General features: G+C 73.4%; 13 protein-coding genes. 10 read left to right on the forward strand and 3 right to left on the reverse strand.

What is annotated here, in order from left to right; all coding sequences use genetic code 11:
- Positions 1 to 32 precede the first annotated feature (32 nt).
- Positions 33 to 1364: a DUF1015 family protein gene (locus C1N81_RS34205; RefSeq protein ID WP_394435181.1), complete on the reverse strand. Its 1332-nt coding sequence runs from the start codon at positions 1362 to 1364 to the stop codon at positions 33 to 35.
- Positions 1365 to 1435: 71 nt separating this feature from the next.
- Here C1N81_RS34205 and C1N81_RS34210 point away from each other — a divergent pair, with 71 nt between their 5' ends.
- Positions 1436 to 2491: an HAD hydrolase-like protein gene (locus tag C1N81_RS34210; protein WP_394435182.1), complete on the forward strand. Its 1056-nt coding sequence runs from the start codon at positions 1436 to 1438 to the stop codon at positions 2489 to 2491.
- A gap of 180 nt (positions 2492 to 2671) precedes the next feature.
- Here the strand turns inward: C1N81_RS34210 and C1N81_RS34215 are convergent, their stop codons facing one another.
- Entirely contained in the window at positions 2672 to 3703 is a 1032-nt protein-coding gene (locus C1N81_RS34215; protein WP_394435183.1) for an ABC transporter substrate-binding protein, read from the reverse strand.
- Positions 3704 to 3789: 86 nt separating this feature from the next.
- Between C1N81_RS34215 and C1N81_RS34220 the strand changes: the two genes are divergently transcribed.
- From C1N81_RS34220 to C1N81_RS34230, 3 genes are all read left to right on the forward strand, one after another.
- Positions 3790 to 4836 carry a FecCD family ABC transporter permease gene (locus C1N81_RS34220; RefSeq protein ID WP_394435184.1) on the forward strand — a complete coding sequence of 349 codons (1047 nt, stop codon included), beginning with the start codon at positions 3790 to 3792 and terminating at the stop codon, positions 4834 to 4836.
- The gene (locus C1N81_RS34225) at positions 4833 to 5870 is read left to right on the forward strand and encodes a FecCD family ABC transporter permease (RefSeq protein ID WP_394435185.1); all 1038 of its coding nucleotides are present in this window, start codon (positions 4833 to 4835) and stop codon (positions 5868 to 5870) included. The genes C1N81_RS34220 and C1N81_RS34225 overlap by 4 nt, the downstream gene beginning before the upstream one ends.
- 71 nt (positions 5871 to 5941) lie before the next feature.
- Positions 5942 to 6775 (forward strand): ABC transporter ATP-binding protein, encoded by an 834-nt coding sequence (locus C1N81_RS34230; RefSeq protein WP_394435186.1) that lies wholly within the window; start codon positions 5942 to 5944, stop codon positions 6773 to 6775.
- Here C1N81_RS34230 and C1N81_RS34235 read toward each other — a convergent pair.
- On the reverse strand, positions 6759 to 7106 hold the full coding sequence (locus C1N81_RS34235) for an SCP2 sterol-binding domain-containing protein (RefSeq protein ID WP_394435187.1): 348 nt from the start codon (positions 7104 to 7106) through the stop codon (positions 6759 to 6761). The genes C1N81_RS34230 and C1N81_RS34235 overlap by 17 nt on opposite strands.
- Before the next feature lie 42 nt (positions 7107 to 7148).
- Here C1N81_RS34235 and C1N81_RS34240 point away from each other — a divergent pair, with 42 nt between their 5' ends.
- From C1N81_RS34240 to C1N81_RS34265, 6 genes are all read left to right on the forward strand, one after another.
- Positions 7149 to 7490 (forward strand): hypothetical protein, encoded by a 342-nt coding sequence (locus tag C1N81_RS34240; RefSeq protein WP_394435188.1) that lies wholly within the window; start codon positions 7149 to 7151, stop codon positions 7488 to 7490.
- Between the two features lie 7 nt (positions 7491 to 7497).
- Positions 7498 to 8313 (forward strand): TlyA family RNA methyltransferase, encoded by an 816-nt coding sequence (locus tag C1N81_RS34245; RefSeq protein WP_394435189.1) that lies wholly within the window; start codon positions 7498 to 7500, stop codon positions 8311 to 8313.
- On the forward strand, positions 8310 to 9215 hold the full coding sequence (locus C1N81_RS34250; protein ID WP_394435190.1) for an NAD kinase: 906 nt from the start codon (positions 8310 to 8312) through the stop codon (positions 9213 to 9215). Before C1N81_RS34245 ends, C1N81_RS34250 begins: the two co-directional genes overlap by 4 nt.
- Before the next feature lie 134 nt (positions 9216 to 9349).
- A complete protein-coding gene (recN, locus tag C1N81_RS34255; RefSeq protein ID WP_394438412.1) occupies positions 9350 to 11074 on the forward strand; it encodes a DNA repair protein RecN in 1725 nt (574 codons plus the stop codon).
- A complete protein-coding gene (locus C1N81_RS34260) occupies positions 11067 to 11831 on the forward strand; it encodes a hypothetical protein (RefSeq protein WP_394435191.1) in 765 nt (254 codons plus the stop codon). The genes recN and C1N81_RS34260 overlap by 8 nt, the downstream gene beginning before the upstream one ends.
- A 185-nt stretch (positions 11832 to 12016) precedes the next feature.
- Positions 12017 to 13147 carry a glycosyltransferase family 4 protein gene (locus tag C1N81_RS34265; RefSeq protein ID WP_394435192.1) on the forward strand — a complete coding sequence of 377 codons (1131 nt, stop codon included), beginning with the start codon at positions 12017 to 12019 and terminating at the stop codon, positions 13145 to 13147.
- Positions 13148 to 13180 lie beyond the last annotated feature (33 nt).

Below are 13180 nucleotides of genomic sequence, written 5' to 3' on the forward strand. Positions count from 1 at the left end.
AGGTGACGGGCGGGCCCTTCCGGGTCCGCCCGTCAGTCGTTTTCGCCGGTCGTGCCGGTCGTGCCGGTCGTGAGCGTGCGCATGACCAGGCCCGTGGCCGGCTTCGGGCCGAACGAGGTCGACTTGCGGGGCATCGTCACGCCCTGGCGGGCCAGTTCGCGGACGACCTCCTCACGGACCGGGTGCATCAGGACCGCTGTGCCCCCGTCACGGCGGGCCTTCTCGACCGTGGCGTCCGTGGCGTGGATGTAGGTGACGTCGGCGGGGGAGTCCTCCGGGATGCCCCACAGGTGGGCGAGGAGCGTGGAGTGCAGGACCGTCGCGTCCAGGGTGCGCCATGCCTCGGGGCGGTCCTTCGGGACCGTGCGGTCGAGGAGGGCGGGCTCGGGGCGGTCGAGCAGGTAGTACCTGTCGGCGGTGCCGGTCAGCAGGAACGCGTTGCCGTGGCCGGCCGCCTCGGCGAGGGCCTCCATCGCCTGGGGGAGCGGGCCCGCGACTTCCCTGGTGCGGAAGTAGGGAGCCGCCGCTGCCAGCGCCTCGTCGAGCGGAAGGTTGTTGAGGAGGCGGTGGATGGCGCGGACGCGCAGGGGGTAGCGGGCCGTGTCGACGAGGAGGACCAGGCCGTGGTCCCACGGGGTCGGCGACGGATGTTCGGCGCGCAGCCGCAGGTAGGTGGCCCAGCGGTGGTGGCCGTCGGCGATGAGGGCCTGGCGGTGCGACAGGTCGTCCTGGACCGCGCGGATGTCCGCCGGGGCCTTGATCGCCCACAGGCGGTGGCTGTAGCCGTCCTCGGTCGTCGTGGAGAGCAGGGGCTCGGAGTGGCGGGTGGTGTGCTCGATGAGGGTCGCGGCGGCGCCGGGCGCCTCGGCGTCGCTCGGACCATTGTCCGGATCGTTGCCGAGGTAGGTCAGCAGGAGGGGCTCGAAGTTGGCCCCGGTGGTGCGCATGAGGCCCGCACGGTCCTCGACGATGTGCGGCATGACGTCCTCGTGCGGCAGGACGACGCCCTCGGCCGCCTCCGACAGGCGCAGGGCGCCGATGAGGCCGCGCTGGAGGAGGTGGCCGTTGCGCTGCTCGTAGACGTAGAGGGCCGGTTCGGGGTCGGCGGCGAGGATGCCGTCGGCGAGCCAGCGGTGCAGGGTGGCGGCCGCCTGGTCGTCGCGCGAGCGCTGGGACGTGGCCTGCGGAAGGATCAGGCGGACGATGTTGTGCGGGTCCGCGCTCTCCAGGTGGAGCAGGCCGTCCGGGCGGACGACGACGTCGTACGGGGGTGAGGTGACGGCCGCGAGGCTGCCGATGCGCTCGGGGTCGTAGCGCACCCCGCGGAAGGGGCGCAGATCCAGGCCGTCACCTGCAGTGTTCATCCGTGCATCGTACGAGTGTCAGTGGCGTGGGGGATGATCGGGGGAGTGGGTTCGAGGAAGGGCGGAACGGAATGAGCCAGAGTGCGAGCGGTGCGGCCGGCGCGGAGCCGCGGGTGCGGCCGGGGAGCAGTGCGCGGGCGCTGAGCGAGGCGTACGACACCGCGCTGCTCGACCTGGACGGGGTGGTGTACGCGGGCGGGCACGCCATCGACCATGCCGTGGAGTCGCTCGCCGACGCGCGGAAGGCCGGGATGGCGCTCGCGTACGTCACGAACAACGCGTTGCGGACGCCGGACGCTGTCGCCGAGCACCTCGTGGAGCTGGGGATCCCGACCGAGGCGGATGACGTCATCACGTCCGCGCAGGCCGTCGCGCGGCTCGTCAGCGAGCAGGTGCCCGAGGGGGCGCGGGTCCTGGTCATCGGCGGGGAAGGGCTGCGGGTGGCGCTGCGGGAGCGGGGGCTCGAGCCGGTCGACTCGGCGGACGACGAGCCCGTCGCCGTCGTGCAGGGGTACGGGGGGCCCGACATGGCGTGGGGGCGGTTCGCCGAGGCCTGCTACGCCATCGCCGGGCGTGGTGTGCCGTGGTTCGCGTCCAACACCGACCTGACGATCCCGAGCGCGCGCGGCATCGCCCCGGGGAACGGGGCGGCGGTCGAGGTCGTCCGGATCGCGACGGGGGCGGAGCCGCAGGTCGCGGGGAAGCCGTTGCCGCCGATGCACCGGGAGACCATTCTGCGTACGGGGGCGAAGACGCCGCTGGTGGTCGGGGACCGCCTGGACACGGACATCGAGGGGGCGTTCAACGGGGAGGTCGACTCGCTCCTGGTGCTCACCGGGGTCACCGACGCGGCGCAGCTCCTCGCCGCACCGCCGCAGCACCGGCCCACCTATGTGGACCGGGACCTGCGCGGGGTGCTCACGGGGCAGCCCGAGGTGACGGAGGAGGGGGACGGGTTCCGGTGCGGGGGATGGACCGCGTCCGCGGGGGAGGAGCGGCTGGAGCTGGAGGGGGACGGCGAGGCGATGGACGGACTGCGTGCGCTGTGCGCGGCGGCCTGGACGGTCGCGGGGGACGGGGTGTGCGAGCTGGACGCGGAGAAGGCGCTGGGACGGCTGGAGCTTTAGGGCTCCGCCGGGCAGGTGGGCAGGGCGGGCAGGGCAGATAGGACATGCAGGGCAGGTAGTACATGCAAGGCAGGTAGTACATGCAGCGCTAGTGCCGGGGTCACCGGCCTTGCCGTGTCACCCGCATCGTCGCGTCACCGGCCTTGCCGCCTCACCCGTGTCGCCGCGTCACCGGCATCGTCAACGCGGGAGCCTCTTCGACTCCGTGATGGCCGCTGCCAGGCGTTCCAGGACCGGGGCGTAGCCCGCGTAGCTGTAGCGCTCCTCCATGGCCCACGGGGTGGTCTGGCCCGCCTTGACGGCGGGGAGGGCGGCCCAGGTCGGCTTCTTCGCGAGCTGCTGCTCGGTCATGGCCGAGGCGCGGTTGTCGATCATGATGAGGTCGGCGTGGTACTTGTCGACGTTCTCCCAGCTCAGGAACTCCCAGAAGCCCCACTTGTCGCTCTTCTTGCCTTCGACGAAGTCGACGCCGAGGTCCTTGAAGTAGTGGAGGTCGCAGTAGGAGTCGGGGACGGCGACGTACATGTTGTCGGCGTCGCCGGTCATGGCGAGGACCTTGAGGCCGCCGTTCTTCCTCGCCGCCTCGCGGAGGGTGCGTTCCGCCTTCTCGAAGCGGGCCTTCGCCGCGACGACCGCCTCGGCCTCCAGGTCGGCGCCGAGGGACTCCGCGAGCTCCGTGTAGCGGCGCAGCGGGACGCGGAGGGAGGCGTGGGCGACGCTGATGCCGACCGTGGGGGCGAGCGCCGCGATCTTCTCGCTGCTCTCCTCGGGGACGAACCAGAGGTCGGGCGGCGGGAACATGTTGCTGATGAGGAGGTCGGGGCGGAGGGCCGCGTACTTCTCGACGCTGAACTGGCCCCATTCCTCGCCGACGCTGGTCAGCTCGGTGACGTCCACCGTGCCCGCCTGCGGGTTCGGCTTGCCGTCGACCGGTTTCGACGGGCCGAAGACGCCCTTGCACTCGATCCCGTAGTCGTGGAGCGCGGCGGCGGCGCTGACGAACGCGACGATGTTCTTGGGGGTGTGGCCGACCTTCGCCGTCTTGCCGCGGTCGTCCTTGAAGGTCCAGGGGCCCGCGGCGGATCGGGAGGCGGAGGAGTCCGAGGCCGCCGCGCCGCCCCGTTCGCCGTTCCCGCACGCCGTGAGCAGTGCGCCCAGGCCCAGCCCTCCCGCGGTGGTGAGGAGGGCGCGGCGTGACAGGGCAGGGGGCATGAGGGATGCTTCTCTCGGGCAGGGGGACACGGGCCACGGCAGCCAGCAGGATTGGGCCGAATTGCAGGGTAGGCTAACCTAACCTCGTGTTGGTCGACAGTCCTCCAGAAACAAGCGCGGACACCGCTCCCGCGCCACCCGGCCGCCGTACGGCGATACGCACGGCCGGGCTGGTCGCCGCGGTCGTCGTGCTGATCGCCGTCTGTGTGGCGAGCATCGCCGTCGGCGCCAAGCCGCTCTCGCTCGACCAGGTCTGGCACGGGCTGTTCCACGACTCGGGGAGCTACGCCGACATCGTCGTCGGGGAGCGTGTCTCCCGGACGCTGCTCGGTCTCCTCGCCGGGCTCGCGCTCGGCCTCGCCGGCGCCGTGCTCCAGGCGCTGACCCGCAACCCGCTCGCCGACCCCGGCATCCTCGGCATCAACATGGGCGCCTCCGCCGCCGTCGTCACCGCGATCAGCTTCTTCGGGGTGACCTCGCTCAGCGGTTACGTGTGGTTCGCCTTCGCCGGGTCCGCCGCCGTGGGCGTGCTCGTGTACGTCCTCGGCGGTACGCGCAGTGCGACGCCCGTGCGGCTCGCGCTCGCCGGTACCGCGATCACCGCCGCGCTCTCCGGCTACCTCTACGCCGTGATGATCACCGATGACGTGGCGCTCAACCGGATGCGGTTCTGGCAGGTCGGCTCGCTGGCCAGCGCCAAGACGGACACGATCGAGCAGGTGCTGCCGTTCATCGCGGTCGGCGCCGTGCTCGCGCTCGGCCTCGCCCGGCCCCTCAACGCGATGGCCATGGGCGACGACACCGCCCGCGCCCTCGGCGCCCACCTCGGCCGCACCCGCGCGCTCAGCATGGCCGCCGCGACGCTGCTGTGCGGCGCCGCCACCGCCGCCTGCGGCCCCATCGTCTTCGTCGGCCTGATGGTGCCGCACATCGTGCGCTCGTTCACCGGGCCCGACATGCGCTGGATCCTGCCGTACGCGGCGGTCCTCTCACCCGTGCTGCTGCTCGGCGCGGACGTCGTCGGCCGGATCGTCGCCCGCCCCGCCGAACTCCAGGTCGGCATCGTCACCGCGGTCATCGGCGCCCCGGTCTTCATCCTTCTCGTACGACGCCGGAGGTTGGCCCAGCTGTGAAGACCACCAAGGCGATCCGTACCCCGGGCGGACTCTCCCTGCGTCTCGACGTCCGCTCGGCCGTCGTCGTGGGCGTGCTCGTCGTCGCCGCGCTCGCCGCGAGTGTCGTCCTCATCGGCACCGGCGACTTCCCGATCCCGGCCCTCGACGTCCTGCGCACCCTCGCCGGGCACGGCGACGCCGGGCAGGAGTTCATCATCAACGACCTGCGCCTGCCGCGGGTCCTCGTCGGCCTCCTGGTCGGCGGCGCGCTCGGCCTGTCCGGCGCGCTCTTCCAGTCCATCTCGCGCAACCCGCTCGGCAGCCCCGACGTGCTCGGCCTCGGCCAGGGCTCGACCGCGGGCGCGCTCGTCATGATCGTCATCTTCGGCGGCAGCGCCGCGCAGGTCGCGCTCGGCGCGCTCGTCGGCGGACTCGTCACCGGGCTCGCGATCTACGTCCTCGCGTGGAAGCGGGGCGTGCACGGCTACCGGCTCGTCCTGGTCGGCATCGGTGTCTCCGCGTTCGTCACCGCCGTCAACGGCTATCTGCTCACCAAGGCCGACTTCGTGGACGCGGCGCGCGCCACCGTCTGGATGACCGGGTCCCTGAACGGACGCGGCTGGGAGCAGGTGTGGCCGCTGCTCATCCTGTTCGCGGTCCTCGTGCCGGTCGTCGCCGCGTTCGGGCGCCCGCTGCGGATGCTGGAGATGGGCGACGACTCGGCCGGCGCGCTCGGCATCCCCGTCGAACGGACCAGGCTGCTGCTGCTCACCGCCTCCGTCTTCCTGACCGCGGCCGCGACCGCCGCCGCCGGACCGGTGACCTTCGTGGCGCTCACCGCCCCGCAGATCGTCCGGCGCCTCACCAAGTCGCCGGGCCCGAACCTGCTGGCCGCCACCTGGATGGGCGCCACGCTGCTGATCGTCGCCGACCTGGTCTCGCAGCGGATGTTCGGCGCGGACCAGTTGCCCGTCGGCGTCGTGACCGGCGTCGTCGGCGGCGCGTACCTGCTGTGGCTCCTCGTCACCGAGCGCAAGGCGGGCCGGATATGAGCGGCCGCCGCACCGAGAACTCCCCGGCGGACCAGCCGCACCAGAACCTCCAGAACGCAAGGAGCACCGCTGTGAACAGGCTGATAGCCGACGACGTGACCCTCGGCTACGACCAGCGCGTCATCGCCGAGAAGCTGTCCGTGGAGATCCCCGACCACTCCTTCACGGTGATCGTCGGCCCGAACGCCTGCGGCAAGTCCACCCTCCTGCGCGCCCTGTCGCGGATGCTGAAGCCGAGCGCGGGCCGCGTCCTGCTCGACGGCAGCGTCATCCAGTCGATGCCCGCCAAGAAGGTCGCCAAGACGCTCGGGCTGCTGCCGCAGTCCTCCGTCGCGCCCGACGGGATCTCCGTCGGCGACCTCGTCGCCCGCGGCCGCTACCCGCACCAGGGCCTGCTGCGCCAGTGGTCGCCGGAGGACGAGAAGGTCGTCCGGGAGTCCATGGAGTCGACCGGCGTCGCCGACCTCGCCGACCGGTACGTGGACGAGCTGTCCGGCGGCCAGCGCCAGCGCGTGTGGATCGCCATGGCGCTCGCCCAGCAGACGCCGCTGCTGCTCCTGGACGAGCCGACCACCTACCTCGACATCCAGCACCAGATCGACGTCCTCGACCTCTGCGCCGAACTGCACGAGGAGCAGGGCTGCACGCTCGTCGCCGTCCTGCACGACCTCAACCACGCCGCCCGGTACGCGACGCACCTCATCGCCCTGCGCGGGGGCGAGGTGATCGCCGAGGGCGCGCCGAAGGACATCGTCACCGCCGACCTCGTCGAGCGGCTGTTCGGGATGAAGTGCCAGGTCATCGACGACCCGGAGACGGGGACCCCGCTGGTCGTGCCCGCGGCCCGCAAGGCGCGGAAGCCGGCTCACCCCAAGGCCCCGGAAGTGGCTAAAGCAGCGTCCTGAGGCGCAGCAGGTCGCGGAACGACGCCTCCAGCCTGACCCGCCCCGCGGCCCACGCCTTCGCGAAGTTCAGCCGCCCGTCCACCAGGGCCACCAGATCGTCGCCCGTCATCGCGAGCCGGATCTGCGCCTTCTCGGCAGGCGGTCCCGGGTATGTGGAGAGCACCTCGATCCGGCCGTCCTTCAGGCGGCCGGAAAACGTCACGTCCAGGTCCGTGATGCGGCAGCTCAGGGTGCGGTCGAGCGCCGCGGCGGCCCGGACGTCCCCGTCCGCGCCCGCCATGGTGTCCGAGAGTTTGTCGAGTGCCGCGCGGCACTCCTCCGTAGTGGCCATCGTGATCGACGGTACACCGGGCTTCCGAGGTAGCGTCTGAGCATGAGCGAGACCCCCGCCGAGCACCGCGCCGAGCACCCCGGCGAGCACTCCGTCGAGCAATCCGCCGGACAGCCGCACGAGCCGCACGAGCCGTACGAGCCCGCTGCCCCGGCGCCCCTCGGCATCCTGCGCACCCCCACGGGGAACGCCGACGTGGACGCCCAGCTGGAGCGGCTCGGCGATGTCGACCACCTCGCGGCGGACGAACACGTCGAGGTGTACGAGGATGTACACCAGGGCCTTCGCACCGCGCTGACCGCGCTCGACGCCGGGCCCCAGCCGTCGGCGCCCTCACCGGCACCGTCACCGGCGCCCTCATCGACGTACGAGCACAGGAGCTGAACCGACCGTGGCAGGTGTGGCACGTCGCCGCCTCGACGCCGAACTCGTCCACCGCAAGCTGGCGCGCTCGCGGGAGCACGCGAGCCAGCTGATCGCCGCCGGGCGGGTGAGCGTGGCCAAGATCGTCGCGACCAAGCCGGCGACCCAGGTGGAGAACGGGGTGTCCATCGTCGTCGCCTCCGACGACAGCGACCCCGACTACGTCTCGCGCGGCGGGCACAAGCTCGCGGGCGCGCTCGCCGCGTTCGGGCCGCGAGGGCTCGTGGTGAAGGGGCGGCGGGCGCTGGACGCCGGGGCGTCGACGGGCGGCTTCACGGACGTCCTGCTGCGCGCCGGGGTCGCGCACGTCGTCGCCGTCGACGTCGGGTACGGACAGCTCGCCTGGTCACTCCAGAGCGATGAGCGCGTCACCGTCAAGGACCGTACGAACGTACGCGAATTGACGCTGGAGGCGATCGACGGAGTGCCGGTGGACGTGGTGGTCGGGGATCTTTCCTTCATCCCGCTCGGCCTCGTGCTGCCCGCCCTCGCGCGGTGCGCGGCGCCCGACGCGGACCTCGTCCTCATGGTGAAGCCGCAGTTCGAGGTGGGCAAGGAGCGGCTCGGCAGCGGCGGCGTCGTGCGCAGCCCCGAGCTGCGGGCCGAGGCCGTACGCGGGGTGGCCGCACAGGCGTACGCGCTCGGGCTCGGGGTGCGGGGCGTCACCGCGAGCCCCCTGCCCGGCCCTTCCGGAAATGTCGAGTACTTTCTGTGGCTGCGTGCCGGGGCGCCCGAACTGGACCCGGCCGACGTTGACCGTGCAGTGGCGGAGGGGCCGCGTTGACTCAGACCCGAGCTCGTACTGTTTTCCTGCTCGCGCACACCGGGCGGCCCGCGGCCATCCGCAGTGCCGAACGCGTCGTGGAAGGGCTGCTCAAGAGCGGCCTCGGCGTGCGGGTCCTCGCCTCGGAGGCGGCGGACCTGCCGCTGCCGCCGTCCGTGCAGCTCGTGCAGGAGGCCACCCCGGCCTGCCTCGACGGGTGCGAGCTGCTCATCGTCCTCGGTGGTGACGGGACGCTCCTGCGCGGTGCCGAGTTCGCGCGGGCGTCCGGGGTGCCGATGCTCGGGGTGAACCTCGGGCGGGTCGGGTTCCTCGCGGAGGCCGAGCGCGACGACCTCGACAAGGTCGTCGACCGGGTCGTCACCAAGGAGTACGAGGTCGAGGAGCGCATGACGATCGACGTCGTCGTGCACCGCAACGGTGACGTCGTGCACCGGGACTGGGCGCTCAACGAGGCCGCCGTGCAGAAGACCGAGCCCGAGCGGATGCTCGAAGTCGTCCTCGAGATCGACGGGCGGCCCGTGACCGGGTTCGGGTGTGACGGGATCGTGTGCGCGACTCCGACGGGGTCCACGGCGTACGCGTTCTCGGCGGGTGGGCCTGTGGTGTGGCCCGAGGTGGAGGCGTTGCTGATGGTGCCCATCAGCGCACACGCGCTGTTCGCCAAGCCGCTCGTCACGTCGCCGAACTCGGTGCTGGCGGTGGAGGTGCAGCCGCACACGCCGCATGGGGTGTTGTGGTGTGACGGGCGGCGGACCGTGGGGTTGCCCGCGGGGGCCCGGGTCGAGGTTCGGCGGGGGGCTGTTCCTGTGCGGCTCGCTCGGCTGCATCATGCGGTGTTCACGGATCGGCTCGTGGCCAAGTTCGCGTTGCCCGTCGCGGGGTGGCGCGGGGCGCCTCACTGAGGGTCCCGTCCGCCCGGTCGTCGCGGGATCGCTGCCGGGCGCGCTGTTCTTCGCGCCCCTTTCGGGGCACTCGGGCAGGGGGCCGTCGCACGGACCGCCCCTCACCTCGTAAGGTCGTGTTCGTGTTGGAGGAGATGCGGATACGGTCGCTCGGAGTCATCGACGACGCGGTGGTCGAGCTGTCACCCGGATTCACGGCGGTGACCGGCGAGACCGGCGCGGGCAAGACGATGGTCGTCACCAGCCTCGGGCTGCTGCTCGGCGGGCGGGCCGACCCCGCGCTCGTGCGGATCGGCGCGAAGAACGCCGTGGTGGAGGGGCGCGTCGCCGTGCCCCCCGGTTCGAGTGCCGTGGCGCGGGCCGAGGAGGCCGGGGCCGATCTTGAGGACGGGGTGCTGCTGGTCAGCCGTACCGTCTCCGCCGAGGGGCGCTCGCGGGCGCATCTGGGCGGGCGGTCCGTGCCGGTCGGAGTCCTCGCCGAGCTGGCCGACGAGCTCGTCGCGGTTCACGGGCAGACCGACCAGCAGGGGCTGCTCAAGCTGGGGCGGCAGCGGCAGGCGCTCGACCGGTACGCCGGGGACGCCGTCGCCGTGCCGCTCACCAAGTACGCGACCGTCTACAAGCGGCTCAGGGCCGTCAGCGGTGAGCTGGACGAGATCACCACGCGGGCGCGGGAGCGGGCACAGGAAGCCGATCTGCTGCGGTTCGGGCTCGACGAGATCGCCGCCGTGGAGCCGCGCGCCGGTGAGGACGTCGAGCTGGGGGAGGAGGCGTCGCGGCTCGGGCACGCCGAGGCGCTCGCCTCGGCCGCCGCCGCCGCGCACGCCGCGCTGGCCGGGAACCCCGAGGACCCGGAGGGGGTCGACGCCACCACTCTGGTGGGCGGCGCCGCCCGTGCCCTGGACGCCGTGCGCGCGCACGATCCGGCGCTCGCCACGCTCGCCGAGCGGATCGGTGAGGTGCAGATCCTGCTGACCGACGTCGCCGCCGAACTCGCCGGGTACGCCGACGACCTGGACGCCGACCCGCTGCGGCTCTCGGCCGTCGAGGAGCGCAGGGCCGCGCTGACCCAGCTCACCCGCAAGTACGGCGAGGACGTCGCGGGCGTGCTCGCCTGGGCCGAGTCGAGCGCCGCACGCCTCCTCGAACTGGACGGCGACGACGAGCGCATCGAGGAGCTGACCGCCGAGCGCGAGTCGCTGCGCGGGGAGCTCGGCGCCCTGGCGCAGGAGCTGACCGCCGCCCGTACCGAGGCCGCCTCGCGGTTCGCGGCCGCGGTGACCGAGGAACTCGCCTCGCTCGCCATGCCGCACGCGCGCGTGTCCTTCGACATCCGGCAGAACGAGACCGACGGCGCCGACGGTGTCGAGGTCGACGGGCGGACCGTGGTGTGCGGGCCGAGCGGCGTCGACGAGGTCGAGCTGCTGCTCGCGCCGCACCCCGGCGCCCCGCCCCGGCCCATCGCCAAGGGCGCGTCCGGCGGTGAGCTGTCCCGCGTGATGCTCGCGGTCGAGGTCGTCTTCGCGGGCACCGACCCCGTGCCCACCTACCTGTTCGACGAGGTCGACGCCGGGGTCGGTGGCAAGGCGGCCGTCGAGATCGGCCGGCGCCTCGCCAAGCTCGCCAAGTCCGCGCAGGTCGTCGTCGTCACCCACCTGCCGCAGGTCGCCGCCTTCGCCGACCGGCAGCTCCTCGTCGAGAAGACGAACGACGGGACCGTGACGCGCTCCGGTGTCACCGTCCTCGAAGGGGAGGACCGCGTACGGGAGCTGTCGCGGATGCTCGCGGGCCAGGAGGACTCGGAGACGGCGCGGGCGCACGCCGAGGAGCTCCTCGAAGCGGCCCGCGCCGATGCCTGAGGCCGCCCGCAGCCTTCGCGCCGCCGCACTGGCCGCGGGCGTCACCCTGGCCGCCCGCGGTGCCCTGCGCCGGACGAAGCCGGGCGGCGCGCGGCTGTGGGACCGGAAGAACCACGCGGGCCGGGACGTCGATCTGTGCCCCGGGCCCGCCGTCACCGTCGGTACGGCCCTCGGGGTGCTCGCCGCCGACCCGGGGACGCGCGGCGCCGCCCTGATCGCCACGCTCGCGGCCGGGGCCTGCGGCGCGTACGACGATGTGGTGGGCGCGGACGACCCGCGGCGCGGCTTCCGCGCCCACCTCGGCGCGCTGCGGCACGGCGAAGTGACCAGCGGCGCCGTCAAGTTGTTCGGCATCTCGGCGGCCGGACTCGTCGCGGGCGCGCTGCTCAAGGAGCGGTGGGCCGACAAGGTGCTCGCCGGGGCCGTCGTCGCCGGCACGGCACACTTCGTCAACCTCGTCGACGTACGTCCGGGACGCGCGGCCCAGACGGCGCTCGCACTCGGCGGCGCCGGGCTGCTGCGCGGTTCGCTCGCCGCCGCGCCCATGGGTGCCGCCGCCATGGCGCTCCCGGACGACCTCGCGGAGCGCGGCATGCTCGGCGACGCGGGGGCGCACGCCCTGGGCGCCGCGTTCGGCGTCGCCATCGTCGCGGGGAACGGGCGGGCCGGGCTCGTCGCGCACGCCGCCGGTCTCGTCGCGGCGGCCGCTCGCGGGGAGCATGTGAGCGCGTGGGCCAAGAGGGACTCGGTGTTCTAGGACCCGTATCGACTCACCCGTGTGAGTGATCCGGTGCGCCGGGTTGCCCGAGACGGCCGGGTGGGGGACCGTGGCCGGTGCCGGAACGTCCGTACGGGCTGGCATCCTTGGCCTGGACCACTTCCGGGCCCGCACCGTTCCCGGGCCGGGACCCACTCGAACCACCGCATCAGGAGCCACGCCGCGTGAGCCACGTGAGCAGCCACTCAGCGCACGGACAGTCGCCGCTGCGCACCGTGCAGGTCCTGGGTGGCGGCAGCGCGGGCAGCAGCGCCCACGTCCGGTCGCTCGCCGCGGGGCTCGTCGCCCGCGGGGTGCGCGTCACGGTCTGCGCCCCGTCCGAGGCCGAGCGCGCGTACGGGTTCGGGGACGTCGGCGCCCACCATCTCGCGGTGCCGCGCCGCAGCGACCCCGCGTCCGTCGCCGCGCTCCGCGTGGCCTGCGCCGACGCCGACCTGGTGCACGCGCACGGCCTGCACGCCGCGCTGCGCGCCTCCCTGGCGCTGCACGGCCGCAGTGTCCCGCTCGTCGTCACCTGGCACACCCGCGGCTTCGCGGAAGGGGCCCGCGCCCATCTGCTGCGGATGCTAGAGCGCCGCGTGGCCCGCGCCGCGTCCGTCGTCCTCGGCACCTCGTCGGAGCTGGTCGACCGGGCGCGGGAACGAGGCGCCCGGGACGCCAGGCTCGCCGCCGTCTCGTTCCCGGCGCGCCGCGCGGAGCGGGTCGACGCGGAGGACGCGGAGCGGGCCCGCAACAAGACACGGGCCGAACTGGGCGCCGTGGACCGCCCGTTGCTGATGGCCGTCGGCAGCCTGGAACGGCATCGCGGCTACGACGTGCTGCTCGACGCCGCGCACGCCTGGCTCGACCTCGACCCGGCGCCGCTGCTCGTCATCGCGGGCGAGGGGCCCGAACGGGGCGCGCTGCAAAGGCGGATCGAGACCGAAGGGCTGCCCGTACGCCTTGCGGGGCGCCGGGACGACGTCGCCGAGCTGCTGCCCGCCGCCGATGTGGCCCTGCTGCCCAGCAGTTGGGAATCGCGCTCGCTGCTCGCCCAGGAGGCGCTGCACGCGGGAGTGCCGCTGGTGGCGACCCGGGTCGGCGGCATCCCCGAACTGGTCGGCGAAGCCGCCGAATTGGTGCCCTACGGGGACGCCCCGGCGCTCGCCCGCGCTGTCGAGCGGCTGCTCTCCGACCCCGCGCGCCGCGCGGGACTCCGGGACCTGGGCCTGGCGCAGGCCGCGTCGTGGCCGACCGAGGACGCGACGATCGCGCAGGTCCTCAGTGTCTACGACGAGTTGACGGGCGCGTTCTGACCCCCTTGTTCAACTGTGCAACTTGCCCGTCCG

The organism is Streptomyces sp. SGAir0957 (assembly GCF_043523415.1).

Coding starts and splice junctions, on each gene's coding strand:
- C1N81_RS34215 (WP_394435183.1), bottom strand. CDS start 3,703: ATGCCCCCTGCCCTGTCACGCCGCGCCCTCCTCACCACCGCGGGAGGG.
- recN (WP_394438412.1), top strand. CDS start 9,350: ATGCGGATACGGTCGCTCGGAGTCATCGACGACGCGGTGGTCGAGCTG.
- C1N81_RS34260 (WP_394435191.1), top strand. CDS start 11,067: ATGCCTGAGGCCGCCCGCAGCCTTCGCGCCGCCGCACTGGCCGCGGGC.
- C1N81_RS34235 (WP_394435187.1), bottom strand. CDS start 7,106: ATGGCCACTACGGAGGAGTGCCGCGCGGCACTCGACAAACTCTCGGAC.
- C1N81_RS34210 (WP_394435182.1), top strand. CDS start 1,436: ATGAGCCAGAGTGCGAGCGGTGCGGCCGGCGCGGAGCCGCGGGTGCGG.
- C1N81_RS34240 (WP_394435188.1), top strand. CDS start 7,149: ATGAGCGAGACCCCCGCCGAGCACCGCGCCGAGCACCCCGGCGAGCAC.
- C1N81_RS34205 (WP_394435181.1), bottom strand. CDS start 1,364: ATGAACACTGCAGGTGACGGCCTGGATCTGCGCCCCTTCCGCGGGGTG.